At 65.6% G+C, this 25,667-nt stretch carries 25 protein-coding genes; 19 read left to right on the top strand and 6 right to left on the bottom strand.

Features of this window, described 5'->3' with window-relative positions:
• Nucleotide 1: 1 nt before the first annotated feature.
• Nucleotides 2-1,120, bottom strand: a complete 1,119-nt coding sequence (locus OP498_RS14505) for an efflux RND transporter periplasmic adaptor subunit (RefSeq protein ID WP_280554070.1) — start codon at nucleotides 1,118-1,120, stop codon at nucleotides 2-4.
• Between the two features lie 250 nt (nucleotides 1,121-1,370).
• Here OP498_RS14505 and OP498_RS14500 point away from each other — a divergent pair, with 250 nt between their 5' ends.
• Entirely contained in the window at nucleotides 1,371-2,345 is a 975-nt protein-coding gene (locus OP498_RS14500) for a malate dehydrogenase (RefSeq protein WP_280554068.1), read from the top strand.
• 360 nt (nucleotides 2,346-2,705) lie between these two features.
• Here OP498_RS14500 and OP498_RS14495 read toward each other — a convergent pair whose 3' ends face one another.
• Nucleotides 2,706-3,362, bottom strand: coding sequence for an HAD family hydrolase (locus OP498_RS14495; protein WP_280554065.1), 657 nt, complete (start codon nucleotides 3,360-3,362; stop codon nucleotides 2,706-2,708).
• Between the two features lie 197 nt (nucleotides 3,363-3,559).
• On the opposite strand from OP498_RS14495, the gene OP498_RS14490 reads away from it, so the two are divergent.
• Together OP498_RS14490 and ptsP are read left to right on the top strand one after the other, a co-directional pair.
• Nucleotides 3,560-4,051: an RNA pyrophosphohydrolase gene (locus OP498_RS14490; RefSeq protein ID WP_280549408.1), complete on the top strand. Its 492-nt coding sequence runs from the start codon at nucleotides 3,560-3,562 to the stop codon at nucleotides 4,049-4,051.
• Nucleotides 4,052-4,121: 70 nt separating this feature from the next.
• Complete coding sequence (gene ptsP, locus OP498_RS14485; RefSeq protein WP_280554120.1) at nucleotides 4,122-6,383, top strand: phosphoenolpyruvate--protein phosphotransferase; 2,262 nt, start codon at nucleotides 4,122-4,124, stop codon at nucleotides 6,381-6,383.
• A gap of 343 nt (nucleotides 6,384-6,726) precedes the next feature.
• Here the strand turns inward: ptsP and OP498_RS14480 are convergent, their stop codons facing one another.
• Entirely contained in the window at nucleotides 6,727-7,503 is a 777-nt protein-coding gene (locus OP498_RS14480; protein ID WP_280554064.1) for an NRDE family protein, read from the bottom strand.
• 105 nt (nucleotides 7,504-7,608) lie between these two features.
• Between OP498_RS14480 and OP498_RS14475 the strand changes: the two genes are divergently transcribed.
• The 10 genes from OP498_RS14475 to OP498_RS14430 all read left to right on the top strand — a co-directional run bounded on the left by OP498_RS14475 (nucleotide 7,609) and on the right by OP498_RS14430 (nucleotide 16,676).
• Nucleotides 7,609-8,739 carry a response regulator gene (locus OP498_RS14475; RefSeq protein WP_280554062.1) on the top strand — a complete coding sequence of 377 codons (1,131 nt, stop codon included), beginning with the start codon at nucleotides 7,609-7,611 and terminating at the stop codon, nucleotides 8,737-8,739.
• The gene (locus tag OP498_RS14470) at nucleotides 8,736-9,530 is read left to right on the top strand and encodes a sulfite exporter TauE/SafE family protein (protein WP_280549411.1); all 795 of its coding nucleotides are present in this window, start codon (nucleotides 8,736-8,738) and stop codon (nucleotides 9,528-9,530) included. The genes OP498_RS14475 and OP498_RS14470 overlap by 4 nt, the downstream gene beginning before the upstream one ends.
• Nucleotides 9,531-9,693: 163 nt before the next feature.
• Complete coding sequence (lgt, locus tag OP498_RS14465) at nucleotides 9,694-10,482, top strand: prolipoprotein diacylglyceryl transferase (protein ID WP_280554061.1); 789 nt, start codon at nucleotides 9,694-9,696, stop codon at nucleotides 10,480-10,482.
• A gap of 52 nt (nucleotides 10,483-10,534) precedes the next feature.
• A complete protein-coding gene (locus OP498_RS14460) occupies nucleotides 10,535-10,834 on the top strand; it encodes a nucleotidyltransferase domain-containing protein (protein WP_280554060.1) in 300 nt (99 codons plus the stop codon).
• Nucleotides 10,831-11,373, top strand: coding sequence for a hypothetical protein (locus tag OP498_RS14455; protein ID WP_280554058.1), 543 nt, complete (start codon nucleotides 10,831-10,833; stop codon nucleotides 11,371-11,373). The genes OP498_RS14460 and OP498_RS14455 overlap by 4 nt, the downstream gene beginning before the upstream one ends.
• Nucleotides 11,374-11,465: 92 nt before the next feature.
• Nucleotides 11,466-12,239, top strand: coding sequence for a thymidylate synthase (locus OP498_RS14450; protein ID WP_280554118.1), 774 nt, complete (start codon nucleotides 11,466-11,468; stop codon nucleotides 12,237-12,239).
• A complete protein-coding gene (locus OP498_RS14445) occupies nucleotides 12,236-12,787 on the top strand; it encodes a dihydrofolate reductase (RefSeq protein WP_280554057.1) in 552 nt (183 codons plus the stop codon). The genes OP498_RS14450 and OP498_RS14445 overlap by 4 nt, the downstream gene beginning before the upstream one ends.
• A gap of 129 nt (nucleotides 12,788-12,916) precedes the next feature.
• Nucleotides 12,917-13,972, top strand: coding sequence for a ProQ/FINO family protein (locus tag OP498_RS14440; protein WP_280554055.1), 1,056 nt, complete (start codon nucleotides 12,917-12,919; stop codon nucleotides 13,970-13,972).
• Between the two features lie 407 nt (nucleotides 13,973-14,379).
• Nucleotides 14,380-15,534, top strand: a complete 1,155-nt coding sequence (locus tag OP498_RS14435; RefSeq protein WP_280554053.1) for a porin — start codon at nucleotides 14,380-14,382, stop codon at nucleotides 15,532-15,534.
• A 107-nt stretch (nucleotides 15,535-15,641) separates the two neighbouring features.
• On the top strand, nucleotides 15,642-16,676 hold the full coding sequence (locus OP498_RS14430; RefSeq protein ID WP_280554050.1) for a hypothetical protein: 1,035 nt from the start codon (nucleotides 15,642-15,644) through the stop codon (nucleotides 16,674-16,676).
• Between the two features lie 87 nt (nucleotides 16,677-16,763).
• Here the strand turns inward: OP498_RS14430 and OP498_RS14425 are convergent, their stop codons facing one another.
• Entirely contained in the window at nucleotides 16,764-16,982 is a 219-nt protein-coding gene (locus tag OP498_RS14425; RefSeq protein ID WP_280549423.1) for a hypothetical protein, read from the bottom strand.
• A gap of 325 nt (nucleotides 16,983-17,307) precedes the next feature.
• On the opposite strand from OP498_RS14425, the gene OP498_RS14420 reads away from it, so the two are divergent.
• The gene (locus OP498_RS14420; RefSeq protein WP_348533491.1) at nucleotides 17,308-19,287 is read left to right on the top strand and encodes a diguanylate cyclase; all 1,980 of its coding nucleotides are present in this window, start codon (nucleotides 17,308-17,310) and stop codon (nucleotides 19,285-19,287) included.
• 184 nt (nucleotides 19,288-19,471) lie between these two features.
• Here OP498_RS14420 and OP498_RS14415 read toward each other — a convergent pair whose 3' ends face one another.
• On the bottom strand, nucleotides 19,472-20,812 hold the full coding sequence (locus OP498_RS14415; RefSeq protein ID WP_280554048.1) for a potassium transporter TrkG: 1,341 nt from the start codon (nucleotides 20,810-20,812) through the stop codon (nucleotides 19,472-19,474).
• A 385-nt stretch (nucleotides 20,813-21,197) separates the two neighbouring features.
• On the opposite strand from OP498_RS14415, the gene OP498_RS14410 reads away from it, so the two are divergent.
• The 5 genes from OP498_RS14410 (at nucleotide 21,198) to OP498_RS14390 (ending at nucleotide 25,329) form a co-directional block, all read left to right on the top strand.
• The gene (locus OP498_RS14410) at nucleotides 21,198-22,079 is read left to right on the top strand and encodes a hypothetical protein (protein WP_280550494.1); all 882 of its coding nucleotides are present in this window, start codon (nucleotides 21,198-21,200) and stop codon (nucleotides 22,077-22,079) included.
• Between the two features lie 178 nt (nucleotides 22,080-22,257).
• The gene (locus tag OP498_RS14405; RefSeq protein WP_280554047.1) at nucleotides 22,258-22,677 is read left to right on the top strand and encodes a cupredoxin domain-containing protein; all 420 of its coding nucleotides are present in this window, start codon (nucleotides 22,258-22,260) and stop codon (nucleotides 22,675-22,677) included.
• Nucleotides 22,622-23,422, top strand: a complete 801-nt coding sequence (locus OP498_RS14400; protein WP_280554046.1) for a hypothetical protein — start codon at nucleotides 22,622-22,624, stop codon at nucleotides 23,420-23,422. Before OP498_RS14405 ends, OP498_RS14400 begins: the two co-directional genes overlap by 56 nt.
• 187 nt (nucleotides 23,423-23,609) lie before the next feature.
• Nucleotides 23,610-24,425 (top strand): type IV toxin-antitoxin system AbiEi family antitoxin, encoded by an 816-nt coding sequence (locus tag OP498_RS14395; RefSeq protein ID WP_280554045.1) that lies wholly within the window; start codon nucleotides 23,610-23,612, stop codon nucleotides 24,423-24,425.
• Nucleotides 24,415-25,329: a nucleotidyl transferase AbiEii/AbiGii toxin family protein gene (locus OP498_RS14390; protein ID WP_280554044.1), complete on the top strand. Its 915-nt coding sequence runs from the start codon at nucleotides 24,415-24,417 to the stop codon at nucleotides 25,327-25,329. The genes OP498_RS14395 and OP498_RS14390 overlap by 11 nt, the downstream gene beginning before the upstream one ends.
• Before the next feature lie 136 nt (nucleotides 25,330-25,465).
• Here OP498_RS14390 and OP498_RS14385 read toward each other — a convergent pair.
• A partial coding sequence (locus OP498_RS14385; protein ID WP_280554042.1) for a hypothetical protein occupies nucleotides 25,466-25,667 on the bottom strand: 202 nt, incomplete at its 5' end.

Genomic DNA, 25,667 nt, shown 5'->3' with positions numbered 1-25,667 from the left:
GTCAGCGGGCTTCCCGGGGAGTGTCCGTGCCGGCCTGCGTGGTGGCCGACTCGACGGGGACGGCCTCCACCCGTTCGCCGTCGTCGACGAAGCCACCGCCCAGGGTGATCAGCCGGATCCGTTCGGGCAGCCCGGCCACCCGGGCGGACTCGGCATCGGCGTCGACCAGTTCGACCGGGGTGAGACGCACCCGGTCGTCGTCATCCAGGTGCTTGACCGCCAACCGGCCCTCGCCGTCGAGCTCGAGCAGGGCAGGGGAGAGCCGATGCACCCGGCGCTCGGGCAGGCGGATGATCAGGGTGGCGCTGGCACCGGCCAGGCGGCGCCCCTCGGGATTGGCCAGCGTCGCTTCGACGGGGAAGCTGCGGGTGCTGTCGTCGGCGCGGCTGGCGACGTAGCTCAGCTCGCCGGCGAGACGGCTGCCGTCGAGCAGCCGGATTTCGGCGGGCAGCCCGGGGGAAAGCGACAGGGCATCCCGCTGGGGCGCCGCGGCGATGGCGGTGAGCCGCGAGTCGTCGACCAGCCGGCCCCAGGCCTCGCCGACCTGGACCAGGTCGCCGACCTCCACATCGAGGCGGTCGAGCACCCCGTCGAAGGGCGCCTCGGGGCGGGTGTCATCGAGCTGGCGGCGCAGGATGGCGACCTCGGCCAGGGCCTGGCTGACGCCGGCCTGCAGGCGCAGGTAGTCGGGGTTGGAGATCAGCTCGCGACGGCGCAACTCCTCAGCACCGGCCAGCTCGCCCCGCGCCAGGGCCAGTTCGGCTTCGGCCTGCTCGAGCCGGGCGGGGAGTTCCTCGCGGGCCAGGGCCAGCAGTGTCTCGCCCCGGCTGACCCGCTCGCCCAAGGCGACGGGCAACGCCTCTACCCGGCCCGCCTGGCGGGCGCGCAGCGTCACCTCGCGGTGGGCCTCGAGCTGGCCCTGCAGCACCAGCCGGGGCGCGTGGGCCTGCGCCTGGCGCTCGACCACCTCGACCCGGGTCAGCGCCGGCCCCTCGGCCTCGTCGCCCTCGGGCGGAGTATCGCGGAACCCTTCGATGTCACCGAGTGCCAGCCAGACCAGCAGCAGGCAGGCCAGCCCGATGGCGAGCAGAACGGAGAACGGCGGCAGACGACGAGACATTCGGACCTTCCCTGGTGTGGTGCGAGGTTCGAGAGTGGGGCTGGTTGAGCCGGGTCGGCAGGCGGCCAGCATAGCCCAGCGGGTGCCGGGGTGTCGCCGGGGGTGCCTGACCTAGCCTCAGGTCGAATTGAGTTTTGTGCAGTGCAGGCATACCATCTTGGCGGTTCGAATTCCGGCCAGGGCTGGCGGCATGCTGGCCCGGCTCATCCTCACGGCGACAACCCGCGCGTTGACAACCCAAGGAGCCACCATGAAAGATCCCGTCCGTATTGCCATCACCGGTGCTGCCGGCCAGATCAGCTATTCGCTCGCCTTCCGTATCGCCTCCGGCGACATGCTGGGCAAGGACCAGCCGGTCATCCTGCAGCTGCTGGAGATTCCGCCGGCCATGGACGCCCTCAACGGCGTGGTGATGGAGCTCAACGACTGCGCCTTTCCGCTGCTCCAGGAGATCGTTGCCACCGACGATGCCAACGTCGCCTTCAAGGACGCCGACTTCGCCCTGCTGGTCGGCGCCCGTCCGCGCGGTCCGGGCATGGAGCGCAAGGACCTGCTGGAAGCCAATGCGGCGATCTTCTCCGTGCAGGGCAAGGCGCTCAACGACAACGCCAGCCGCGACGTGCGCGTGCTGGTGGTGGGCAACCCGGCCAACACCAACGCCCTGATCGCCTCCTGCAACGCACCGGACCTGGGCGCGGGCCAGTTCACCGCGATGATGCGTCTGGACCATAACCGCGCCAAGACCCAGCTGGCCCAGAAGACCGGCAAGCACGTCACCGACGTCGAGCAGATGATCGTCTGGGGCAACCACAGCGCGACCCAGTATCCCGACCTGGCCCACTGCAAGGTGGCGGGCAAACCGGCCTTCGACCTGGTCGAGCGTGACTGGTACGAGAACGACTTCATCCCCACCGTGCAGCAGCGCGGTGCCGCCATCATCAAGGCGCGTGGTGCCTCCTCCGCGGCCTCCGCGGCCTCCGCGGCCATCGACCACATGCGCGACTGGGCGCTGGGCACCGATGAGGTGGTGAGCATGGGCATCCCCGCCGACGGCAGCTACGGCGTCGAGCCCGGCATCATGTATTCCTACCCGGTCGTCTGCAAGAACGGTGGCTACGAGATCGTCCAGGGCCTCGAGGTCGACGAGTTCAGCCGTGGCCGCATGAAGGCCACCGAAGACGAGCTGCGCGAAGAGCGCGCCGCCGTCGAGCACCTGCTGGGCTGATCGCCCTTCGGGCGAAGCGCCAAGCTACAAGCGCCGAGCTACAAGCGCCGAGCTACAAGCGCCGAGCTACAAGCAAACCCCGAGGCCATGACCTCGGGGTTTGCTTTCGTTGGGAGGCCTCAGTCGTAGGCCCGGTAAGCGACAGCGCACCGGGCAGGCCTGGTCCCCACCCTGTGGGAGCGCTGCTTGCAGCGCGATCCGCCGCAAGGCGGCGGCTTCAACCGCGCGGTCCAATCGCTTTGCAAGCAAAGCTCCCACGACAACCTGTCCGGTGGCTCAGCATCCTGTAGGAGCGAAATTCATTTCGCGATGGCGGTTGCCGCCATCGCGCAGCAAGCTGTGCTCCTACAACCTGGCCGCTCAGTCCCTCAAACTGATGATTTTCCAGCCGCGGGCTTCGGCGACCTCGCGCAGGCTGGGGTCGGGGTCCACCGCCACCGGATGCTCGACCCGCTCCAGCAGCGCCAGGTCGTTGTGGGAGTCGCTGTAGAACCAGCTGTCGTCCAGGGTCAGGTCCTTGTCGACCAGCCAGGCGTCCAGGCGCTCGACCTTGCCCTCACGGTAGCTGGGGATGCCGGTGGCGCGACCGGTGTAGCGGCCGTCGGACACCTCGGGCTCCACGGCGATCAACTCGTCGATGCCCAGGCGCTCGGCGATGGGGCCGGTGATGAAGCGGTTGGTGGCGGTGACGATCAGCAGGGTGTCGCCGCGGGCGCGGTGGCGGGCCACCAGCTCCTCGCCCTTGGACAGGACGTGCGGCTCGATCTTGCTGGCCATGAACTGCTGGTGCCAGGCGGCCAGCTGCTCGGGGCTGTGCTCGGCGAGCGGGCGCAGCGCCACCTTCAGGAAGGCGTGGATATCCAGGGTGCCGGCCTCGTAGTCGGCCAGGAAGCGGTCGTTGGCCTCGCGGTAGGCCACCGGATCCACGGCGCCCTGTTCCAGCAGGAACTCGCCCCAGGCATGGTCGCTGTCGGTCGACAGCAGGGTATTGTCCAGGTCGAAGATGGCCAGGCTCACTGCATTCCCCTCTGGTGTTCTCGAAAGCGTTTCAAGATCGTGACAAGGTCGACGATTATGGCAGAAGCGCCGTCGCGCTTCGAGCGACGGGCCGGCGCCGAAAGCGACGTATTCGCGGCTTTCAATTTGGTCGTATTGATGCCCTTCGTGGCCTTGTGGAAGAATGGTGGCAATATTGGATTCATAAGGTGACGTCCGTGATCGACGCTGACGGCTTTCGCCCCAATGTTGGCATCATCATCGCCAACGAGCAGGGGCAGCTGCTTTGGGCGCGTCGGGTAGGACAGAATGCGTGGCAGTTTCCCCAGGGAGGCATCAAGGCTAGCGAGACTCCGCAACAGGCACTTTTTCGTGAGCTTCACGAGGAGATCGGCCTGACCGATGGTGACGTCGAGATCCTTGCCTGCACCCGGGGCTGGCTGCGCTACCGCCTGCCGCGACGCATGGTTCGTACCCACTCGAGGCCGCTGTGCATCGGCCAGAAGCAGAAGTGGTTCCTGCTGAGGATTCACTGCCAGGAGAGCCGGATCTGCATGGACATGTCCGGCAAGCCGGAATTCGACGGCTGGCGGTGGGTCAGTTACTGGTACCCCTTGGGGCAGGTCGTGCCCTTCAAGCGGGAGGTCTACCGTCGCGCCCTGCGCGAGCTGTCCCCCCGGGCACAGCGGCTGGCCCTCGGACATGGATGAGCCGAGGGCCTGACGGCCGCGTCATTCCTCAGCGAGGCGAGAGATAACCACAATGGAAAAGAAGACGCCGATGCTCGAGGTGTTGCGACGCATCATTCAGGAGGTCAACGGGGCCCGCAACCTGGACGCGGCCCTGGCGACCATGGTGCGGCGCATCCGCAAGGCGATGCGCACCGATGTGTGCTCCTTCTATCTCTTCGACGGGACCATCGACCGATTGGTGCTGATGGAGACCATCGGCCTGCGCACCCAGGCCGTCGGGCGTGTCAGCCTGCAGGTGGGCGAGGGCCTGGTGGGCCTGGTCGCCAAGCGCGAGGAGCCGCTCAACCTCGAGGACGCCCAGGCCCATCCCCAGTTCCTCTACTTCGAGGCCACCGGCGAGGAGCGCTACTCGAGTTTCCTCGGCGTGCCGATCATCCACCAACGCCGCATGCTGGGGGTGCTGGTGGTGCAGCAGTCGGAGAAGCGTCGCTTCGACGAGGAGGACGAGGCCTTCCTGGTCACCATGGCCGCCCAGCTGGCGGGGGTGCTGGCCCACGCCCTGGCGACGGGCGGGCTCAACCGGCCGAGCATCCCAGGCGGGCAGGCGCGTTTCACCGGTGTGGCGGCCTCGCCCGGCATGGCCATCGGCGAGGCGGTGGTGATCGCCGCCCCGGCGGACCTCAACAGCGTGCCGGACCTGATTCCCACCGACGTGGAATACGAGATCGCCCGGCTCAAGGAGGCCATCGGCCGGGTGCGCGACGAGATCCGCGCCGCCGGCGAGCGCCTGGCCAGCCGCATTTCCGCTCAGGAGCTGGCGCTGTTCGATGTCTACCAGCAGATGCTCGGCGAGGCGGCGCTCTCCCACGAGGTCGAGAAGCGCATCCGCGAAGGCCAGTGGGCGCCCGGCGCCCTGGCCGACGTGGTGCGTCGCCATGTCCAGTACCTGGAGCGGGTCGACGACAACTACCTACGCGAGCGCGCCGCCGACGTCCGCGACCTGGGGCGGCGAGTGCTGGCCCACCTGCAGGAGGAGACCCCCCAGACCCCGGCGGTCTATCCCGACAGCACCATCCTGGTAGGTGACGAGATCAGCGTGGCGATGCTCGGCGAGGTGCCCCGCGACAAGCTGGCCGGGCTGGTCTCGGTGCGCGGCTCCAGCACCTCTCACGTGGCCATTGTCGCCCGGGCCATGGGGATCCCCACGGTCTCGGGGATGGTCGACCTGCCGCTGCCGCGTCTCGGCGGCAACCGGGTGGTGCTGGATGGCCACCGCGGGCGCCTCTTCGTGCGACCGGCGCCGGAGCTCGAGAGCCATTACCAGGGCCTGATCGACGAGGAGCGGGCACTGATGGCGGTGCTGGAGCACGAGCAGGACCTGCCCAGCCGCACCCCGGATGGCCACGACATGCCGCTGATGGTCAACACCGGCCTGGCGGTGGACGCCGTGGCCTCGCTCAAGTCGCGGATCGGCGGTGTGGGGCTCTATCGCACCGAAGTGCCCTTCATGATCACCGAGCGCTTCCCCGGCGAGCAGGAACAGACCCGGCTCTATCGTGACCAGCTCGAGAGCTTCGCACCACTGCCGGTGGTGATGCGTACCCTGGACATCGGCGGCGACAAGGACTTGCCCTACTTCCCCATCGAGGAGGCCAACCCCTTCCTGGGCTGGCGCGGTATCCGGGTCACCCTCGACCACCCCGAGGTGCTGATGGTCCAGCTGCGCGCCATGCTGCGTGCCTCCCAGGGGCTGGAAAACCTCCAGGTGCTGCTGCCGATGGTCACCAACGTCGACGAGGTCGATGATGCGCTGCGCCTGCTCGACCGCGCCATCCTCGAGCTCGGCGAGGAAGGCGTGCCGGTGATCCGGCCGCGGGTGGGGGTGATGCTGGAGGTGCCGGCGACGCTCTACCAGCTCGATGCCCTGGCCAGGCGGGTCGACTTCTTCTCGGTGGGCAGCAACGACCTGACCCAGTACCTGCTGGCGGTGGATCGCAACAACCCGCGGGTTGCCGACCTCTACGACGCCTGTCACCCCGCCGTGCTCTCGGCCATGGTCCGGCTCGCCGAGGATGCCAGGCGCTTGGACATGCCCACTTCGGTGTGTGGCGAGATGGCCGGCGACCCCGCCGGGGCGCTGCTGCTGATGGGCATGGGCTTCGATGCCTTGTCGATGAACGCCCCCAGCCTGCCGCGGGTGAGGGCGGCGATCCGCCGGGTGCCTCTCCACAGCGCCCGCGAACTGGTCGCGGAAACCCTCAGGCTCGAATCGCCCGGTGATGTGCGCCGCCACCTCGCGGAACGCCTCGGCGGCTGGGATCTCGCCCACCTGCTGCCGCCCAGTGACTGATTTCCCCTTGCCTGGGAACGCCTTGTAGGAGCGTTGCTTTCAGCGCTAAGGGGTTCCGCCCTTCGTGGGAGCGCTGCTTGCAGCGCGATCCGTCGCGAAGCGGCGGCTTCAACGGCGCATACCAATCGCCTTGCAAGCAAAGCTCCTACGACAACCTGTCTGGCGGCGCAACACCCTGTGGCAGCGCTAAGGGGTTCCGCCCTTCGTGGGAGCGCTGCTTGCAGCGCGATCCGTCGCGAAGCGGCGGCTTCAGCGACGCATACCAATCGCCTTGCAAGCAAAGCTCCTACGACAACCTGTCTGGCGGCGCAACACCCTGTGGCAGCGCGATGGGGTAGGGTTCCTACGGCGGGTTCGTTGACAGCCGCTCGACGTTCTCTCCCAGCGCCACGCCATTCGGCCCGAAGCGCCGTTCCCCGATCTCGATTCGCCCGTCAGCGTGCCAGGCCATCCAGGTGGAGGCGCGGGTGCCGTAGTCTCGTCCGACGATGAAGGGAGACGACAGCCGACGCTCCATCTCAAGCCCCACGCCGGTTTCCGGCAACTGGTCGTCATCGGCGGGGTGGGGGTCGCCGAGCACGGCCAGCGCATCCTCGGGCCAGCGGCCATGGCGCAGGCTGGCGGCCAACCCCTGGCGGGCGGCGATCAGCTTGGGCCAGGGGGTGTCCAGGCTGGCGTTGGAAAGGCCGTGCAGGCCCGGCGGGACGCGCCTCAGCCGGATGCCGTCGAGGCCCCGGTGGAGGTGCCAGAGCGTCTCGCCGTCACCGACCAGCAGGTTGAAGCCCGCATAGTGGCGAGCGGCCCCGCCGGCCAGCCGGTCCAGCCAGGCCGGCAGGTCGTCGCGCTCCAGGGCCTCGCGCACCAGGGCGCCGCGGCTGGGGGCCCCCGGCGGCACCTTGAGGCGCGGGTCGCGCACATTGGTGACGGCGGCGAAGCGGCCGCGGCGGTGTACCGCCAGCCAGGTGCCGCCGGCCTCCAGGTCGCGGCCACCGAGGATCTCGGGGGCATCGTCCCAGGCGCCCAGCGGGGCGGCCGGGCGGGCATGGAATTCGTCACGGTTGGCCACCAGGCGCAGCGGGCAGTCGCTGCCGGGGCGATGGTCGAAGGCGATCAGGCACATGGCGCCAGCTTAGCCGGCCGGCCGGCCTGAGGGAAGGCGCCGTCATGACAGTCTCGGCCGGGCCGCGTACACTCTGTCCACCATCGTGCTTGCACAGGGATGACAATGCAGGACGACATTCGTCTGGAACGCCTCTGGTCGTGCCTGATCTGGCCGATCCTCTGGCCGGTGCTGCTCGCCCAGGCCACCTTGGTGGTGCTCTGCCTGGTGGTCGGGGTCATGCTGTGGTCGATGATGCCCTCCCATGCCTCCTGGGGTGCCACCTTCTGGCTGCTGCTGGCGCTGCTGCTGGGCAGCAGCCTCAACGTGGCGGTCTTCCTGACGCTGCTGCGACAGCGCCTGCGCGGCATTCAGCGCGAGGTCAACGACGCACTGGTCGGCATCGAGGCCTGGCTGGCCCGCCACCAGCGCCCCATCTCCGCCGACGAGCTACCGCTCCCGAGGCGCCTCGAGGCCATTTCGGGTGCCTACGAGGCGCTGGTCGAGGGCTGGCAGCGCGAGCTCGATGAGAGCCGCGCCGCCGAGCGGCACCTGGCCGGCGAGCTCCAGGCCCGCCGCGGTCAGCTCGAGCGGCTCGAGGCCAGCCGGGTGCGGGCCCGCGAGGAGTCGCGCCTCAAGTCCGGCTACCTCGCCCACCTGCAGCAGTCGCTGGCCCCGCTGATGAGCTCCCTGTCCGAGGTGCTCGAGAGCGATGCCCTGCGCCAGTGCGGCGGCGACCGTGACCATGCCGCGCTCCTGGCGCTGCGCGAGCGCCTGGCCGACGCCGTGGTGCTGCTGGAGAACCTCGGCGAGGCCACCGGCACGTCCGCGGCGTCTTCCCAGGCGCTCCCCTACGGCAAGGGGCGGGTACTGATCGTCGATGATGGCCCGGTGAACCTGACCCTGGCACGCCAGGTGCTGGAGCGTCAGGGGCTCGACGTCGAGACGGCCACCAGCGGCGAGGAGGCCCTGTCCCGGCTGGAGGGAGCCCCCTTCGACCTGGTGCTGATGGACATCTTCATGCCCGGCATGGACGGCGTGGAAACCAGCCGGCACTGGCGCGACCGTGAGGCTGAAGGGCCAGCCCGCCAGCGCAGCATCCTGGTGGCGCTGACCGCCAACGCCAGCGACGAGGATCGCCGCCGCTTTCGCCAGGCCGGCATGGATGACTTCCTGGCCAAGCCCTATCGCCCCCAGGCGCTGGTCGACCTGGTGTGGCGCTGGCTGAACGGCGTCTCGGTGCCCGGGCCGGCATGAGCCTGCTGGCAAGCCTGGCGGGCTACCTGGCCCTGGGCACGTTGGCCGGCACCATGGCCGGCCTGTATGGCGTGGGCGGCGGCCTGATCATCGTGCCGGCCCTGAACCTTGCCTTCGGGTGGCAGGGCGTGGCCCCGGAGGTGGCCATGCACCTGGCGGTGGGCACCTCGCTGGCCACCATCGTGGTCACCGGGGCCTCCTCGGCCTGGGGGCACTACCGCCGCGGCAGCATTCGCCGCGACGCCTTCCTGGCCCTGCTGCCAGGGTTGATGCTCGGCGCGGTCGCCGGGGTCTTCGTCGCCGGCAGCCTCTCCGGCGGGCGGCTGGGGACCCTGTTCGGCCTCTTCGTGATCCTGGTCGCCCTGAAGATGGCGCTGGGGCGCGGCCCCCGGCCCGGCAGCGTGGCGCCCGGGCGTGCCGTGATGGGCCTGGCGGGCGCGGTGATCGGTGGCGTCTCGGCGCTCTTCGGCATCGGCGGCGGCACCCTCAGCGTGCCCTGGCTGTCGCGCTGCGGGGCCAGCATGACCCAGGCTATAGGCACCTCTTCGGCCTGCGGCCTGCCCATCGCGCTGTTCGGTGCGACCACCTTCGTGGCCGTGGGGTGGGGCAATCCGCTATTGCCTGCGGGAGCCATCGGCTTCGTGATGCTGCCCGCATTCCTGGGTATCGTGCTGGCCAGCGTGCCCTTCGCGCGCCTCGGCGTCCTGCTGGCCCATCGCCTCTCGGCCCAGACGCTGCGCCTCTCCTTCGCCGCCCTGCTGATGGCAGTGGGGCTCAAGTTCTTGATATAGCGGTAAGCCATAAGCTCCAAGCTGGACGTAAAAACCGTTGCCATAGGAAGCCCGGGTGGCATCATGGCAGCTTCCAGCTTCCAGCTTCCAGCTTCCAGCTTCCAGCTTCCAGCTTCCAGCTTCCAGCTTCCAGCTTCCAGCTTCCAGCTTCCAGAGGACCTCCATGCTGAGCTATCCCGACATCGACCCCGTGGCCATCTCCCTCGGCCCCTTCCAGGTCCACTGGTATGGCCTGATGTACGTCGTCGGCTTCATCGCCGCCTGGTTCCTGGGGCGCCGGCGGGCCGAGCGCATCGGACTGAGCAGTGACGATGTGGGCGACCTGCTGTTCTATGCCGCCATCGGCGTGGTGGTCGGCGGCCGGCTCGGCTATGCGCTCTTCTATGGCCTGCCCCAGTGGCTCGCCGACCCGTTGTGGATCTTCCGCGTCTGGGACGGCGGGATGAGCTTCCACGGCGGCCTGGTCGGGGTGCTGCTCGCCGCCCTCTGGTTCGCCCGCAAGAAGCGGCTGGCCTTCTTCACCCTGACCGACTTCGTGGCGCCCCTGGTGCCCATCGGCCTGGGGGCAGGGCGTATCGGCAACTTCATCAACCACGAACTGCCCGGCCGCGTCACCACGCTGCCCTGGGGCATGCCCTTCCCCGGCATGGACCCGGCACCGCGTCATCCCTCGTCGCTCTACGAGGCGCTGCTGGAGGGCGCCGTGCTGTTTGCGTTGCTGTGGTGGGTCTCGTCGATCCCACGCCGCCGCGGCCTGGTCTCCGGCCTCTTCCTGCTGCTCTATGGGGTGTTCCGCTTCCTGGTGGAATTCGTGCGTCTGCCCGACCCCCAGCTCGGCTTCATCGCCCTGGGCTGGCTGACCATGGGCATGCTGCTGACCCTGCCGATGATCGCCGCCGGCATCGCGCTGATCGCCTGGTCGCGTGGCCAACCGGTGGATACAACGTGTTAGACCCATGGTGTAAGGGTGGCCCGACATGTGGTGATGGAAATGGAGGTTGAGCATGCGGCTTTCTGCCGAGCAGATCGCGATCATCAAGCAGACTGCTGCCGAGGTATTTGGCGATGAAGTGAACGTCAGAGTCTTCGGCTCCCGGCTGGATGATGACGCCAGGGGAGGGGACATCGATCTCCTGGTGGAAAGCCCTTGCGAGATCGAGAGCAAGGTGGACAAGATGTTGACCCTGACGGCTCGACTGCAACTGCGTATCGGGGATCGGCCGATAGACATTCTGGTGATCGACCCCTCTACCGCCTTGAATCCCGTTCATCGCCACGCCATGCAGACAGGGCAACGGTTATGACCCACGACAAGAAGCAGCTGCTGCCTATCGATCGGTTTCTCTGGTCTCTGGATATCGTCGAGCGCGAGGGACGTCATCTCCGCTACAGCTGGGAGACATTGTTCGGCAGTGGTAACATTCTGGACAGTGACTGGGTCGCTGGCCTCGACCAGCACCCGGAGGAGGCCGTCAGGCTTGAGGCGTTCGTGTCGCGCATTGGCCGCATGCAGGACACCATCGCCGACAAGTTGATTCCTCGCTGGCTGCAAAGCCTGGCGGAGCGGACCGGAAGCCAGATCGAAAACCTCGACCGTGCCGAGCGGCTGGGCGTCCTGGAAAGTACAGAAGCGTGGCTGGTGGCGCGCAAGCTCCGCAATCAGCTGATTCACGAATACATGCAAGACCCGGTTGCCTTCTCGGAAGCGCTGGATTCAGCCAGTCGCTTCTCGATGATGCTGATGGCGACCTATAACCATCTCCGGGATTATGCGCAACAGCGCATGTCGCTGGATGCCTCGCTGCCTGAACCGCTGGACCTCCCGGATCAACATCATCAGTGAGTTCCTGTAGAATCCAACGCCCATTTCCCAGCCTCGATGCCCCCGTGACCGACTCGACCCTACCTGCTCTCGAACAGCCCTATCTCGACCTGATGCGCCAGGTGCTCGACCGCGGCGTGGAGCGCGACGACCGCACCGGCGTCGGCACCCGCTCGCTGTTCGGCCACCAGATGCGCTTCGACCTCGCCCGCGGCTTCCCGCTGGTCACCACCAAGAAGCTGCACCTGCGCTCGATCATTCATGAGCTGCTGTGGTTCCTGGCCGGCGACACCAACATCGCCTACCTGAAGGAAAACGGGGTGCGCATCTGGGACGCGTGGGCCGACGAGCACGGCGATCTCGGCCCGGTCTACGGCTACCAGTGGCGCAGCTGGCCCGATCCCCGCGGTGGGCATGTCGACCAGATCGCCAGGCTCCTCGAGCAGATCCGCACCAACCCGCGCTCGCGGCGGCTGATGGTCTCGGCCTGGAACCCGGCGCTGGTCGACGAGATGGCCCTGCCGCCGTGCCACTGCCTGTTCCAGTTCTACGTGGCCGAGGGGCGGCTCTCCTGCCAGCTCTACCAGCGCAGCGCCGACATCTTCCTGGGCGTGCCCTTCAATATCGCCAGCTACGCGCTGCTCACCCAGATGATCGCCCGGGTCTCGGGTCTCGAACCCGGCGACTTCGTACACACCCTGGGCGATGCCCATCTCTACCTCAATCACCTCGAGCAGGCCGAGGAGCAGCTCTCGCGCACGCCGCGCGCCGCGCCGCGCCTGGTGCTCGACCCAGGCGTCGACGAGCTCTTCGCCTTCCGCTTCGAGCATATCGCCATCGAGGGCTACGACCCGCATCCCCCTATCAAGGCCGAGGTGGCCGTATGAGCGAGACCCCTGGCATGACCGACGAGACCCTGGTCCCCGTGGCGATGATCGCCGCGCTGTCCCGCAACCGGGTGATCGGGGTGGACAACCAGCTGCCCTGGTACCTGCCGGAGGACCTGAAGTTCTTCAAGCGCATGACCCAGGCCAAGCCGATTATCATGGGACACAAGACCTTTGATTCTATCGGCCGGCCACTGCCCGGACGGCTCAACATCGTTTTGACCCGCGACCCCGACTTCCACCCAGAGGGCGTGCGGGTCTGCCATGACCTCCCCTCCGCGCTGGCGCTCGCCGACCAGCAGGCCATCATCGATGGCGTCGAGGAGATCATGGTGATGGGCGGCGCCCAGGTCTATGAACAAATGCTGCCCTTCGCCAGCCGGCTCTACCTCACCGAGGTGGATATCGAGGTGCAGGGCGATGCCCGTTTCCCCGCGCTCGACATGACCGAGTGGCAGGCGGTGCAGCGGGTACCCGGCGAGCCCGCCGAGGGCCAGCCGGCCTACCAGTTCGTGCAGTACCGCCGATATCAAGGGCAGCGGCGTTGACGCCGTCGCCGGCCGGCGACATTTGTCACCACGCCACGCCTGGCACAGACTGAGCAGCAGGTGCCGTGGCCGGCCGCTATCGGCCACGGCCCGAGGAATCACCGGGAAGGCGCACTGGAGGACCAGGACGTGATCGAGGAACGCTCAACCCGCCTGCTGGAACAGCTGGAGAGCCGCGCCGCGGCCTTGCTGGGCGACTTGCGGGAATCCCGCGTCCAGCAGGATGCCCTGCACACTCGGCTGGCCGAGCTGGAACACCGTCGCGTCGAGCTGGAGGCGAGCAATGCCGAGCTGGCCGCCGAGGCCCGCGAGGAGCAGGCCGGCCGGCAGGCCCTGGCGCAGCGATGCGGCGAACTGGAGGCGCGACTCGCCGAGCTGGAGGCCACCCGCCTGGAGCTCGCCGAGGAGAACCGCGAGCTCGACGAGCAGAACCGCGAACTCGAGGCGCACAACCGGCGCCTGCTCGAGCGCGAGCCCGCCGAGGCCCCGGCGTCGCTCTTCCATCGCCAGGCGCGCCGCGCCCAGGGGCTCTCCGCGCTGATCGGTCATCGCCCCAGGCAGCCTGACGCCGGCGAGGCCGCTGGCGAACCGCCTGCTACCCCCGAGAAGCCCGTCCCGTCGGCGCTGCAACCGGCACAGGCCGATCCCGAGCCTGCCGTTGAAGCCAAGCTCCAGGGCGAGGCATCCGCCGAGGAGGCACCATCCCCCCAGGCGCTGCTCGACCAGTGGTACCAGCGCTACGCCTCGACCTTCTTCAAGGGCCATACTCGGCCGCTCAAGGTCGGCATCCACGAGGAGTTGACCGCGCGTGAGTCCTGGCCCGAGAAGCTGGTGCGCCGGGCGCTGGCTTGTTACGTCAACCTGCCGCGCTACCTCAAGTCCGTACGCGAGGGCGCCGAGCGCCTCGACCTGGCCGGCGAGCCGGCCGGGCGGGTGGATGCCGCCGCCGCCGAGCATGCCCACAAGAAGCTCGAGCGGCTGCAGGCCGACCGCCGCCAGAAGGGCCGCCCGGCCCGACAGCGCGGCAAGCCCCCAGCCGAAGCGACCCGGCACGAAGCCGCCAAGGCGGCCGCGCCTTCCTCGCGCCCGGAACCCGCCGCGGCCGGGAGCGCTGGGCCGGGCCGGGAGCCCGCCAGCCTGGACGAGAAGCTCTCCGCGCTGCTCGCCAAGCACAACCCGCGTTGAGGCGCTGACTTGTCTTCGTCATATTCGCGAGGCATGATAAATCCGCTCATCGCATCAGGTGCCTGATTCGCTTGCCGGAGCGTCATGGCAGGCCGAACGGGCACCGGGCACGCCGGGATGGCGCCCGCATCGCAAGGGCAGAGGGACGCGCCGGGGAGGAGGTTCGCAGCGAAGGAAAACAGTGTTTTTTTCTTGTTGCGTTCCCGTATATCCCGGTATAGAGTTCCTCTTGCGAGCATTGGACTATAACAAGGCTTTGCCGAGGTCTGGCTCGCGTCCTGCCACCTCCCGGGAGGGAGCTCGCAGGCACGAGAACCGGCACCAAGACCGGCCAAGCCGCTGACCCGCTCATCAAGAACGGGCAGCCACGATCGAAACAGCAAGCTAGTCAATAAGGAACTATCGCAATGAAAAAGACACTGTTAGCGACTGCTATCGCCGGTGCTCTGGCTGCCTCCGGCGCCCAGGCCGCCACCGTCTACAACCAGGACGGCACCAAGCTCGACCTCTACGGCAACCTGCAGATTGCCTACAAGACTGTCGAGACCGCGAATGAAAACACAGGTACCGTCGATTCCGAAGACGAGATCTTCGACAACGGCTCTACCATCGGCGTGGCTGGTGAGCACGCCATCTCCCAAGGCTTGACCGGCTACTTCAAGGGCGAGTGGGAGTTCACCGCCGACGAGGCCAAGGGAAGCACCCGTGGTATTAACCGCGGCGATCAGGCCTATTTTGGCCTGAAGGGCAACTTCGGTGACGTACGCCTGGGCTCCTGGGATGCGCTGATCGACGACTGGATTCAGGATCCGGTCACCAACAACGAATACTTCGACGTCAGCGACTCCAACAGCCGCATCGTGGGTATCGAAGATTCGCGCGAAGGCAACAAGCTGCAGTACATGTCGCCGTCCTTCAATGGCTTCCAGTTCGCCGTGGGTACCCAGTACGAGGGTGATGCTGAGTCCGATGGTGATGCGAATATTGACATCACTAATGGCGGCAGCGTGAATGTCAAGCAAGATTCCGACAGCAACGCCTCCTTCTACGGTGGCGTGAAGTATACTGCCGGCGCCTTCTCCATCGCCGCGCTCTACGATAACCTGGACAACAACCAGGGCAGCTACACCGGTGTCGATGCTGATGATATCCCGATCTCTGGCGACTTCGAGGCCGGTGAGCAGTACGGTATCACCGGTCAGTACACCATCGATACCCTGCGTGTGGCCCTGAAGCTGGAGCGCTTCCAGTCCGACAACGACTTTGTTGCCGACACCAACTTCTATGGCCTGGGTGCCCGCTACGGCTACGGCATGGGTGACATCTACGGTGCCTACCAGTACGTCGACGTGGGTGGTGGCAACTTCCTCGATACCGCCGATGACGCCTTCACCAGCGGTGACTGGCCGACCGACCGTGAAGACGAGAGCTACAACGAAGTCGTTGTCGGTGCCACCTACAACGTCTCCGCTGCCATGTACACCTTCATCGAGGGTGCCTGGTACGATCGCGAAAACGACCTGGACGATGGTGTTTCCGTGGGTGCCGTCTACCTCTTCTAAACCCCGTGGTCGCAGGGCCTGACCCTGCCCCTGGGTTTCGATACCGAAAGCCGATCCTCCGGGGTCGGCTTTTTTCATTGAATGCTAACGCAGCCAAGTGAGGTTTCATGAAACACCAGAAGATGACCATCGGCCTGCTGGCGCTGGGCATGTCACTCAGCTCGGCATCGCTATGGGCGGCGGAGAGTGCCATGCAGGAACGGTTCCGTGAGGAGGGCAAGCAGCTCGACCTGACGGGCTTTTTGCAGGCCGACAACGACGCCCGCAGCCGCAGCTTCCTCTACGGCACGCCCCATGAGCATGACTTCACGGTCAACGAGGCCGGTCAATACCTCTTCGAGAGCAGCATCCCGGGTGGCGAGTCACAGGACTACCGCGTGGCCGCCGTGCTGCTGGACGATCAGGGGCGTGAGATCGCCCGTGGCGAGGCGCTGGGCCAGAACGGTGGCCTGGCCATGCGTCAACGCCTTCAGCCCGGCGACTACACGCTGCGCGTGGAGGGCCGAAAGTTCGGCACCCGCAGCAGGAGGGGAAACAGCTTCTATATCACCGTCGCTGGCCTTGACGACCAGGGGCGACCTCTTGAGGATGCTGTCAGCGAGGGCCAGGGGCTGGTCTTCACCGGCAACGGACGGGAAGGCAGCCGCAGCGTCTTCGTGCGCAACCGGGATAGTGTGGCGACCATTGGCGCATCGAACCAGGCGTCGTCAACCGGCACGTCACAGCCTGACGATGAGGGAGGCGCGGGATCGCACCCCGCAGTCCAGGCAGCACAAGCGCCTGCATCCCAGCAACAGAGCGCCTCCCAGCGCCGCTTCGAGACCATCGTTACCGACGTCAAGATCCGTGCCCGTGGCGAGGTATTGACCTTCGAGGTGGCCGAGCGTGGCACCGTGGCCATCACCACCTCGACCTACCCGACCGGCTACGAGGACACCTACCGTATCGAGCTCGAGGTGCTCGACGAGTCGGGCCGCGTGGTCGCCAAGGATGCCGGGCAGGGGTTCGATGGTGACGTTGACCTGACGACCGAGCTCGCGCCGGGCCGCTATCGCATCCGCGTGCAGGGCCAGAAGTTCGGCTCCGCAATGTCCGGCGTCAACAACTACGAGCTCAAGGTGCAGCAGCTGGATCGTCGGTAAGCCTTTCCTGCGCCACGACATGACGAGGCCCCCGGTGCATGTTGCGCCGGGGGCCTTTGCTGTCAAACATGGTGTGCCTAGTGAGCGCTAGGCATCTTCGTCGTCCAACATCATCTGGATCATTTCCTCGAGCTCCTCGACCTTCTCCTCGAGCGCCTTTACCTTGCCTTCCTTCTCAACGTTCTTGCTATAGTTGTCATTGATCTTGGCCATATGCTTCTCGATGGCGGCGGAATCCATGGCCAGGGCGGAGCCGGCCATCATCAGACTGGTAAGCAGGCCAGCGATAAGCAGTTTCATCTTCATGGTGACACCTCTTGGTCTAGTGGGGAGTGGAAGAGACCTGTCGTCAGGTCCTGCTGCTTGGTGTCGTGTCGCCGGCCTACCTTACAGCGGGCCCTGCGGCCGCTGGGTCCTCATGGTGATGCTCGGATCGAGACTCCTCGTTCCAGGGCTTCCAGCTGGCCATGCCCCGGGCCGACATCGGCAGCTTCCTCGGCGTGGCCGCTCGCCTGCGACACGCGTGGCGGCGTTGGTGGCGGCGTTGACGGGATGGCGGGATGGCGGGATGGCGGGATGGCGGGATGGCCATGTTAGAGTCGGGTCTTCGACACAGGACATGGAGGTCTGCTTGCCGCGACGTTCCCTCGCCCGGGCCGGCGCCTGGGCCCTCTCCCTGAAGGGCCGTCTGCTGCTAGGGCTCGCCGCGACCTGGATCATCGTGGTGGCCCTGGTGATGTGGGCCGGCTGGACATCGAGCCGCTCGCTGTCCGAGGAGTCGAACCTGATCCACCTGAACTACGAGGCTCGCCTGATCGCCGACGAGCTGACCCATCAGGTCGACAGCCGGCTCGCCGCCCTCGGGCAGCTCGCCGAGCGGATGCCGCCGAAGGCCGGTGAGGGGAGTGACCCGCACACCCTGCTGGCGGCCAACAGTGCGCTGCTGGAGTGGTTCGAGGGCCTCCTGCTGTTCGATGCTGCCGGTACCATCCGGGCCGATTGGCCGCAGATGCCGGGACGAGAAGGCCTGGATGCAGGCCTCCGTGACTACTTCCAGTTCGTCAAGGGGTTCAAGCGGCCCTACGTGAGCGAGCCCTTCATCGGGCGCGTCAGCGGGATGCCCATGCTGCTGTTCCTGGTCCCGCTGTTCGACGAGGCGGGCGATTTCCAGGGCGCCCTGGGCGGGCTGGTGAACATCCGCCAGGGCGGGCTGTTCGAGCTGTTGCGCAGGATCCGGCTCGGCGATGGCGGCTATGCCGCCATTGCCACCGCGTCGGGCCGGATTCTCTATCATCCCGACCGATCGCGCCTCCTCGCCTCCCTGCCTGCCGAGGATGCCAACCCGTCGCTGACCCTGGCCCAACTGGGGTGGGAAGGCGAGACCCGCGGGCCCGCCCTCGACGGCCAGGCGACCTACCAGGCCTTTCGCCAGATCTGGACGGCTGACTGGATCGTGGGCGTCTACCTGCCGCGCGAGCAGGTGATGTCGCCCGTCAGGGGCCTGTTCCAGCGGCTGGCCAACGTTGGCCTGCTGATCGCCGTGGTGCTGCTGCCGTTGATGGGCTGGCTGCTCTGGCTGGCGCTGCGTCCCCTCTATCACCTCGAGGGCCAGATCGGGGAGCTTGGCCGGGGAGAGCGTACCCATGTCGCCCTGACCTCCCGGATGCAGGAGATCCAGCGCGTCGGGGACGCCCTGAACCGGCTGGAGCGAGAGCGTGGCCAGGCCATGGCCCGGTGGCGGGACCGCCAGGCCTTCCTCGAGGCCATCCTCGACGAGTCGCCCGTGGGCATGTTCGTGACCGACAGCCGGGGGAGGATCACCTATGCCAACCGGGCCCTGGTCGAGCTGGCGGGCCGGACGGCCAGCCCGCGCCATCACGCCCAGTGGCTGGCCGGGCTGCATGCCGATGACCGCGACGCCATCCTGGCGCTCTGGCAGTCCAGCCAACACAGCGGCGAGGATTTCCTGCGCCAGTTCCGCTACTACCGGGCCGACGGGACGCTGCTCTGGCTGGAGGTGCATGCCAGCCGCGTGCTCATCGACGGCCAGCTGATCGGCTTCGTGGGCATCGTCAAGGACATCACCCTGCACCGCGAGCAGGAGTCGCTGCGCCAGTGGGAGGCCGAGCACGACCCCCTCACCGGCCTGCTCAACCGCCGTGGCTTCGAGCGCCGGCTCGAGGAGGCGCTGGCCGCCTGGCGCAAGGCCGAGACGCCCTCGGCGCTGCTGCTGTTCGACCTCGACCGGTTCAAGCCGGTCAACGACGTGGGCGGGCATGCCCTGGGCGACACGATGCTGCGGCGCATCGCCGAGGCGGTGAACGGGGTGGTGCGTGTCAGCGACCATGTGGCGCGTCAGGGCGGGGACGAGTTCGCCGTGCTGCTGCCGAGCTGTGATGTCGACCAGGCCCGACGCATCGCCGAGTCCTTGCGTGGGGCGGTGGCCGGCCTCTCGGTGATCCACGAAGGACACGAATTCCGGGTGACCATGAGCGTGGGCGTCACCACCCTCCTGGCCGGGGACACTGACATCCAGGAGGTGATCGGCCGCGCCGACGCGGCGAGCTACGAGGCGAAGCGGCGGGGCCGCGATGGCGTGATCTTGGCCTGACGGACCGCCTGGGGCGGCATCGCGATCTTGCGCACCTTGTCGAAACCGTCATCGGAGGGATCGAAGTCGACAATGAGCTGGTCCGGTTTCTCGAGGTCCGCCTCCGTCGAGAGTGCCGCATGGATCTCAATCACGTTTTGCCCCGCGAAGTACACCAGGTCCGGGGGATGCAATCGGGGGGGGGCTAGCCAATCTGCAGCTCATCCTTCTGCGAGGTACCAAAGGCAGAGCCGACCAGGTGGGCCACCATCAGTGGGCACACGCGCCCCACGAACATCATCGCCATAATGATCGCCTGACCCCAGCCGGAAAGCTCCGGCGTCAGGCCTCGCGACAGGCCGACGGTGCCCAAGGCGGAGGTGGCTTCGAATGCTACCGTCAGTAGGTCGGCGTCTTCGCTGATGGACAGGGCCAGGGTGCCGATGAAGATGCCGATGACGGCCATCACCGTGACCGACAGCGCCTTGAGCAGGGTGGTGGTATCGATGACTTGGGAAAACAGCGTGGGCACCCGCCGACGCCGGATGTAGGTCCAGGTGGCGGCAAGGAGAACGAACAGCGTCGTCACCTTGATGCCGCTGCCGGTGCCATTAGCCCCCGCCCCGACGAACATCAGCAGTATCAGCACGAGGCAGGTTTCCTGGGTCAGGGCAGCGATGTCGAGGCTGTTGAAACCTGCCGTGCGCGGTGTCGTGGCCTGCAGCCATGAGGCCCAGAGCCGATCGGCCAGATCGGGCAGCCTGGCCAGCGTGGCGGGGTTTCCTGATTCCATCAGGTAGATCATGACGGTGCCCACAAGGCTCAGTACAAGGGTGCCGGCGAGCACGACCTTGACGTTGATATCGAGTCGCTGGCCGGGTCGATAGCCGAGTAACCCAGAGATCACGATAAAGCCCACGCCTCCGCTGATATAGAGCGCAGGGATCACCGTATTGATGATGGGGTTTCCGGCGTAGGCCATGAGGCTGTCGGATGAAAGGCTGAAACCGGCATTGTTGAAGGCGGAGACGCTGTGGAACAGCGCCCACCAGAGCCCCTGTACCCAGCCATGTTCCGGCACCCAGACCAGCGCGAGGGGAACCAGGGCAATGCCTTCCAGAGTAAATGCCAGTTTGACGACCGCCTTGGCGGTTCGCAGGACGTCATGCGGATCGGTTTCGTTGCCGGAGCGACTCGCTACCAGGGAGGGGCGCTCACTTATGCGCCCGCCGAGGGAGAGAAAGGCCAGCACGGCGAATGTCATTAGCCCGAGGCCACCGACCTGCATCAATACGAGAATGATCCCTTCGCCCCAGATACTGAAGGTGGCCCCAGTGGGAGTGACAACCAGGCCGGTGACGGTAACCGCGGAGGTCGCCGCGAAGAGAGCATCCCCCCATGAAAGCGACGCCCTCACCGCAATCGGCAGCTTGAGCAGTAGCGTTCCAGCAACGATCAAGACCAAAAATCCCGCCGCTAGCAGGAAGGGCGGGCTGATTCGCCAGGGAGCCGGCGAGGCGTGATCGTGTTCATGCCGATGGCCCATCGAATGGATTCCTTGGCGTCAGAGGATGCTCGTGTGCTCCTCGCAAGCTAGCAGGCAAGGGGAAGAAATTCCTGCAAAGCAGGCGTCGGAAAGCCGCGAGCTGCGTCAGTACGACGCCATGCCCGTTATGGTTGCCAGGAGGATAACGCGCCTGTAAGGACGGTGTTTTTGCCGCGACTACACGAAGAATGGTTCGCCAGGCATGCGGTAGAGGTGGGCCCTGTTAGATGCCGGCGAGCAAGCGATTCACTCACCCGATCAAAGGTCGCTGAGGCGACCGGGAGAGGCGAGAATGCATAGCACAGGTATAAAGTCAATGGTGTGTCTCACGGCACTGCTTTCCACTATGGGGGCCTCGGCCGCCGGTGTGGACAAGAGTGGCCCCTTGATCAACAAGGCGGTGATCGAGCAGGAAACCGGCAAGACCGTCTACTGGATTCTGCCTGGACCCAGAGCACTGAGCGAAGAGGTGTTCGGCACCCCGGGCGATCCCAAGCGTACCCTGGAGCCGATCCTGGCCGAGGTGGGCAAGCCGCCGATCCGTGAGCTTCTGAAGGCGTTGCCGATCCTGGTGGCGGCGCCTGAAGCGGCGCGCGAGACCAACGAGGCGGGAACCGAGTACACGGTGTTCTCGCAACCGACTCCCTTCAGTGACAAGGCCAGGCCGCTGCCCCCGGAGCAGAGCGGCCATTTCAGGACCACCCTTCTCGATCGTGTCGCCGAGGACCAGCCCGGCAAGCCGGGCGACACGCCCGACGAGGTGCAACTGGAAAGCGAGTTCCACGATCCGGCCGGCAACGCGTACCGGCTGGAATTCGATCACGTCGTACAGCCGCCCTTTCCCGGCTACGAGACCCAGGGTGGCGTCTTCATCGATGGCTACCTGCACGGCACCACGGGCACCGGTTCGCCGCTAATGCCCAAGGAGTATACCCGCGGGGCCTGGTGGGGCGTCGTTGACCTCTATGTCAACGACGAAAAGGTCGACACCAAGGTGGCTCATCTGATGACCACCGAAATCGTGCGCAAGCGCGATTACTCGTTGGCCCTGGATGAGGAGATCCCCCTGGAACGCAGCGCGCGCCACATTCCCGACCAGGAGCATCACACCCACCTGATCGTGATGCCGATCAAGCCGACGCCCGAGGGACCGGTCTTCGAGCCGGTGAACACGTCCTTCGAGCTCCCCAATGGCAAGAAGCAGCCCTTCATCCACATGATGTTCGAACAAGATCGCATCGTAGAGTGGGAACTGGGCAGCAGCTAGTCGAGCGATGACCTGTCCCGGCGGTTGCGACGAACCGCCGGGCATCATCATCCTTGCGAGCCCGCTCTCAGGCGCCATCGGCTTCAATGGGTGGCATCCAAAGGTGGCCAGCCGGCTACCCGATATTGATGGGGGCGCGACACGTGCGACGAGTTCCACAACCAGGAGGAAAGCCGAGATGCCACGTCTGCTGATCGATACCGCGAAAGGCCGTATGGCCAGTATGCTGCTTGCCGTGGTCACGATGGTGGCAGGTTCTGCTGTCATGGCCAGCCAGTCGGAGGCCGTCGAGATCACGATCACCGCCCAGCAGGGCTTCCAGTTCGAGCCCACGGAACTCGAGGTACCAGTGGGTGCTGAGGTCGTCCTTGTCTTCGAGAATACGGGCATCATGGGACACAACCTGCATATTCCCGAGCTGGATGTGATGACGGAGACGATCACCCCGGGCGAAACGGATACCGTGGAATTCACAGTCGATGAAGCTGGTACTTATACCTTTCGCTGCGAAGTGCCGGGCCATGCGGAGGCGGGCATGACCGGTGAGTTGGTGGGAAACCTCGGACTCGCAAACGGCTTTCCAGAACGCCCTGCATGAACGCGGCTTCTGGCTCGCCCGTGGCGACCGGCGCGGATACGTGGCGGTCGATTTCCGAGGCGAAATATACGCAATCGCCAAATGGAGCGGCGTGAAGGCCAAGGACGTCAGGGCAAGACTCGACGAACCGAATGGATTGCCGTCCGTCGGTCAGGTCAAGAACCGTATCGGCCAGCGCATGGCAGGTGCGCTCGGAAAGTTCGTCAAGGAAATCGAGGCCGATACCCGCAAGCATACCGCGAGCCTGGAATTCCGGCGGGCGGAGCTGGTCGGGTGGCAACGTGAGGAGCGCAAAAGGCTTGAGGCCGCGCAGGCCGCCCGCCTTATGGCGGAAACACAGGCGCGCGCGGCTCGGCTGCCGAAGGGAATCAAAAGCATCTGGCATCGGATCACAGGTCAATATGCCGAAATCAGGCGACAGAACGAGCGCGAAGCCTGGCAGGCCCATTTGCGGGATCAGGCAGAACGCGATGCCTTGATCCTCGAACAGCGCGACGAACGGCGCGCACTCCAGCTCGAAATCGATGAGCGCCGCCAGCGTGAACGAGAAGAACAGCTACAGCTCCGGGCGGATATCGCGCGCTATGAGGCGATGGAAAGATCGGGTAATACGCAGGATGCGGACCGCACAGCGGAGCACAGCCGCACGCGCAAAGACTCGCGCGGCAAGACTCGCGCGGCAAGACGGGCCGCTCCGGCCCGCGCCAAAGGGATAGGAAAAGTCCATGATCACGAGATCATCTAACGCAACTTCACCGGAGCAGCCCGCCACCCTTCACCTGAAGCGGGGTGTCGCAGGCACACACGCCCACCTTGCTTTGCTGATGGATTCTTTAGCTTTCAGCGTTTTTGTGCCCTGCAGGTGCACAAAATTACCAATTGTCAAATAACTTCGTCACATATCCCTTTGGATATGTGATAATATGTGTACCATGAGTGCACATAAAGACGATAAACTAAAGAACACCCTCGAAGCCGTCCCTCCCGGCTTCATGATCGATTCTGACTGGCTGGAACGCCATGAGGTCAGCCGCTTCCTCACGCGCAAATATGTTAATGGCGGCTGGCTGGAGCGGGTGACTCGCGGCGTTTTCCTGCGCCCGGCGCCAGGCGCAGGAAAACCCGACACAATCGACTGGAAGATCTGCCTGCTCTCGATACAGCACATCATGGGCTACGATGTCCATATCGGCGGCATGACAGCGCTCGCGCTGCAAGGCTATAGCCATTATTTACCGCTGGGCGGGAACGCTCCGGTTTGGGTCTATGGCGAAGACATACCGAGCTGGCTGGCCAGGCTACCGTTGAACGCACCTCTGGAAACGCGTACCACGCCGCTCTTCTCCGATCCGGCGCTCGGCCTCACCAAGGACGACGCCGACGGCACCTTGCCCTGGGACTGGCAACAAAGGATGTCATCGCCCGAACGAGCGATCCTGGAAGTCATGGATGAACTGCCCGACCATGAGAGCTTCCACAATCTCGACATGGTGTTTGAAAGCCTGACGACCCTGCGCCCGCGTACCCTGTCGGCGTTGCTGCACAGTTGCAGGAAGATCAAGGTTACGCGGCTGTTCTTCGTCTTTGCCGACCGCCACAACCACCCATGGCGCAAACGCCTCGACCCGCAGGAATTTAACCTCGGAAGCGGCGACCGTGCTCTGGTCAAAGGCGGCAGGATACACCCTCGTTACCGCATCATGGTGCCGAAAGAATTTGCGATAACGGAGGCAGCCGATGGCGCGTGAAGCTTACCAAGCACAGGTCGCCCTGCTCGTGCGCATCCTCCCCTATGTCGCCGAAGAAGACATCTTTGCCCTGAAAGGCGGCACGGCCATCAACCTGTTCTACCGCGATCTGCCACGCCTGTCGGTCGATATCGACCTGACGTATCTACCGGTCAAAGACCGTACCGAAAGTCTTGCCGAGATCAATGAAGCGATGGACCGCATTGCCACTGCCATCGAGCGCGGCATCAGGGGCGCGCAGACACAACGCATCAAAGGCGGTGGCGGCGGGGCCACCCGCGTGCTGGCACGGCTTAACGGGGCTGAGATCAAGATCGAAACCTCACCGGTCACACGTGGTGTTGTCCACGACCTTGAAACCCGCTCGGTGTCGGAAGCTGTCGAGGATGAATTCGGCTACGCGGAAATCCAGGTCGTCTCGTTTGAAGACCTATTTGGCGGCAAGCTGCATGCGGCTGTTGACCGCCAGCATCCCCGTGATCTTTATGATGTGAAACTGCTCTACGAACATGAAGGCCTGACCGACGATCTGTTCAGCACCTTCCTGGTCTATATCGCCTGTTCATCGCGCCCCGCGCATGAACTTCTGAACCCGAATTTCATCGATATTGACCAGCCCTATGCACAGGAATTCGAAGGCATGACGAAGATTCCCGTCAGCCTTGACGAACTTCAGGAAACCCGTACTCGGCTCATTGCAGATATCCAGTCCCGTCTCGATGATGAAAGCAAGCGCTTCCTGCTGACCCTGCATGACGGCAATCCGGATTTTACCGCCATTGACCGCCAGCAGGCCGCCAATCTCCCCGCTGTGCGCTGGAAACTGATCAACCTGAAAAAGCTGATAGAACAGAATGCGGAAAAACACATAGTCCAACGTAAAGAACTGGAAGCACTGTTCTGAGCGCTATGCGTCTCCCTCGCACTGATACAGAACGCTGTGGCCAATCGGGCCACAATCCCGCCAGCGGTCGTCATGGATCGAAGTTTCTTTGGCCGCTTGAATGGCGGCATCTTCATCTTCGGCTTCAATGATGATGTTATAAACTGTCAATGGCCAATAGAAATGACCCACCAGCGGTCAATAAAAATGAGTGCGCCAGGCAAGCCTGGTCATCCGGGAAACCGATGGAGGTGGAAAGGATGAAGTGAAACCCAGTGGGTGCAAGTCCCATCCGGCCAAGGCTAGCCACCAGCCGGTAGCGAGTGTTGCGTGGTGTCGGGTAACCGCCACTGCGAAGC

This window comes from Halomonas sp. 25-S5 (genome assembly GCF_029889845.1).
Taxonomy (GTDB): Bacteria; Pseudomonadota; Gammaproteobacteria; order Pseudomonadales; family Halomonadaceae; genus Halomonas.
This window is presented reverse-complemented; position numbering and strand designations above follow the sequence as displayed.

Excerpts from the sequence above, each read along its gene's own strand:
- OP498_RS14505 (WP_280554070.1), bottom strand. The coding sequence starts at position 1,120 with ATGTCTCGTCGTCTGCCGCCGTTCTCCGTTCTGCTCGCCATCGGGCTG.
- OP498_RS14500 (WP_280554068.1), top strand. The coding sequence starts at position 1,371 with ATGAAAGATCCCGTCCGTATTGCCATCACCGGTGCTGCCGGCCAGATC.
- ptsP (WP_280554120.1), top strand. The coding sequence starts at position 4,122 with ATGCTCGAGGTGTTGCGACGCATCATTCAGGAGGTCAACGGGGCCCGC.
- OP498_RS14480 (WP_280554064.1), bottom strand. The coding sequence starts at position 7,503 with ATGTGCCTGATCGCCTTCGACCATCGCCCCGGCAGCGACTGCCCGCTG.
- OP498_RS14475 (WP_280554062.1), top strand. The coding sequence starts at position 7,609 with ATGCAGGACGACATTCGTCTGGAACGCCTCTGGTCGTGCCTGATCTGG.
- OP498_RS14470 (WP_280549411.1), top strand. The coding sequence starts at position 8,736 with ATGAGCCTGCTGGCAAGCCTGGCGGGCTACCTGGCCCTGGGCACGTTG.
- lgt (WP_280554061.1), top strand. The coding sequence starts at position 9,694 with ATGCTGAGCTATCCCGACATCGACCCCGTGGCCATCTCCCTCGGCCCC.
- OP498_RS14460 (WP_280554060.1), top strand. The coding sequence starts at position 10,535 with ATGCGGCTTTCTGCCGAGCAGATCGCGATCATCAAGCAGACTGCTGCC.
- OP498_RS14455 (WP_280554058.1), top strand. The coding sequence starts at position 10,831 with ATGACCCACGACAAGAAGCAGCTGCTGCCTATCGATCGGTTTCTCTGG.
- OP498_RS14450 (WP_280554118.1), top strand. The coding sequence starts at position 11,466 with ATGCGCCAGGTGCTCGACCGCGGCGTGGAGCGCGACGACCGCACCGGC.
- OP498_RS14445 (WP_280554057.1), top strand. The coding sequence starts at position 12,236 with ATGAGCGAGACCCCTGGCATGACCGACGAGACCCTGGTCCCCGTGGCG.
- OP498_RS14435 (WP_280554053.1), top strand. The coding sequence starts at position 14,380 with ATGAAAAAGACACTGTTAGCGACTGCTATCGCCGGTGCTCTGGCTGCC.
- OP498_RS14430 (WP_280554050.1), top strand. The coding sequence starts at position 15,642 with ATGAAACACCAGAAGATGACCATCGGCCTGCTGGCGCTGGGCATGTCA.
- OP498_RS14425 (WP_280549423.1), bottom strand. The coding sequence starts at position 16,982 with ATGAAGATGAAACTGCTTATCGCTGGCCTGCTTACCAGTCTGATGATG.
- OP498_RS14415 (WP_280554048.1), bottom strand. The coding sequence starts at position 20,812 with ATGGGCCATCGGCATGAACACGATCACGCCTCGCCGGCTCCCTGGCGA.
- OP498_RS14405 (WP_280554047.1), top strand. The coding sequence starts at position 22,258 with ATGCCACGTCTGCTGATCGATACCGCGAAAGGCCGTATGGCCAGTATG.
- OP498_RS14395 (WP_280554045.1), top strand. The coding sequence starts at position 23,610 with ATGAGTGCACATAAAGACGATAAACTAAAGAACACCCTCGAAGCCGTC.
- OP498_RS14390 (WP_280554044.1), top strand. The coding sequence starts at position 24,415 with ATGGCGCGTGAAGCTTACCAAGCACAGGTCGCCCTGCTCGTGCGCATC.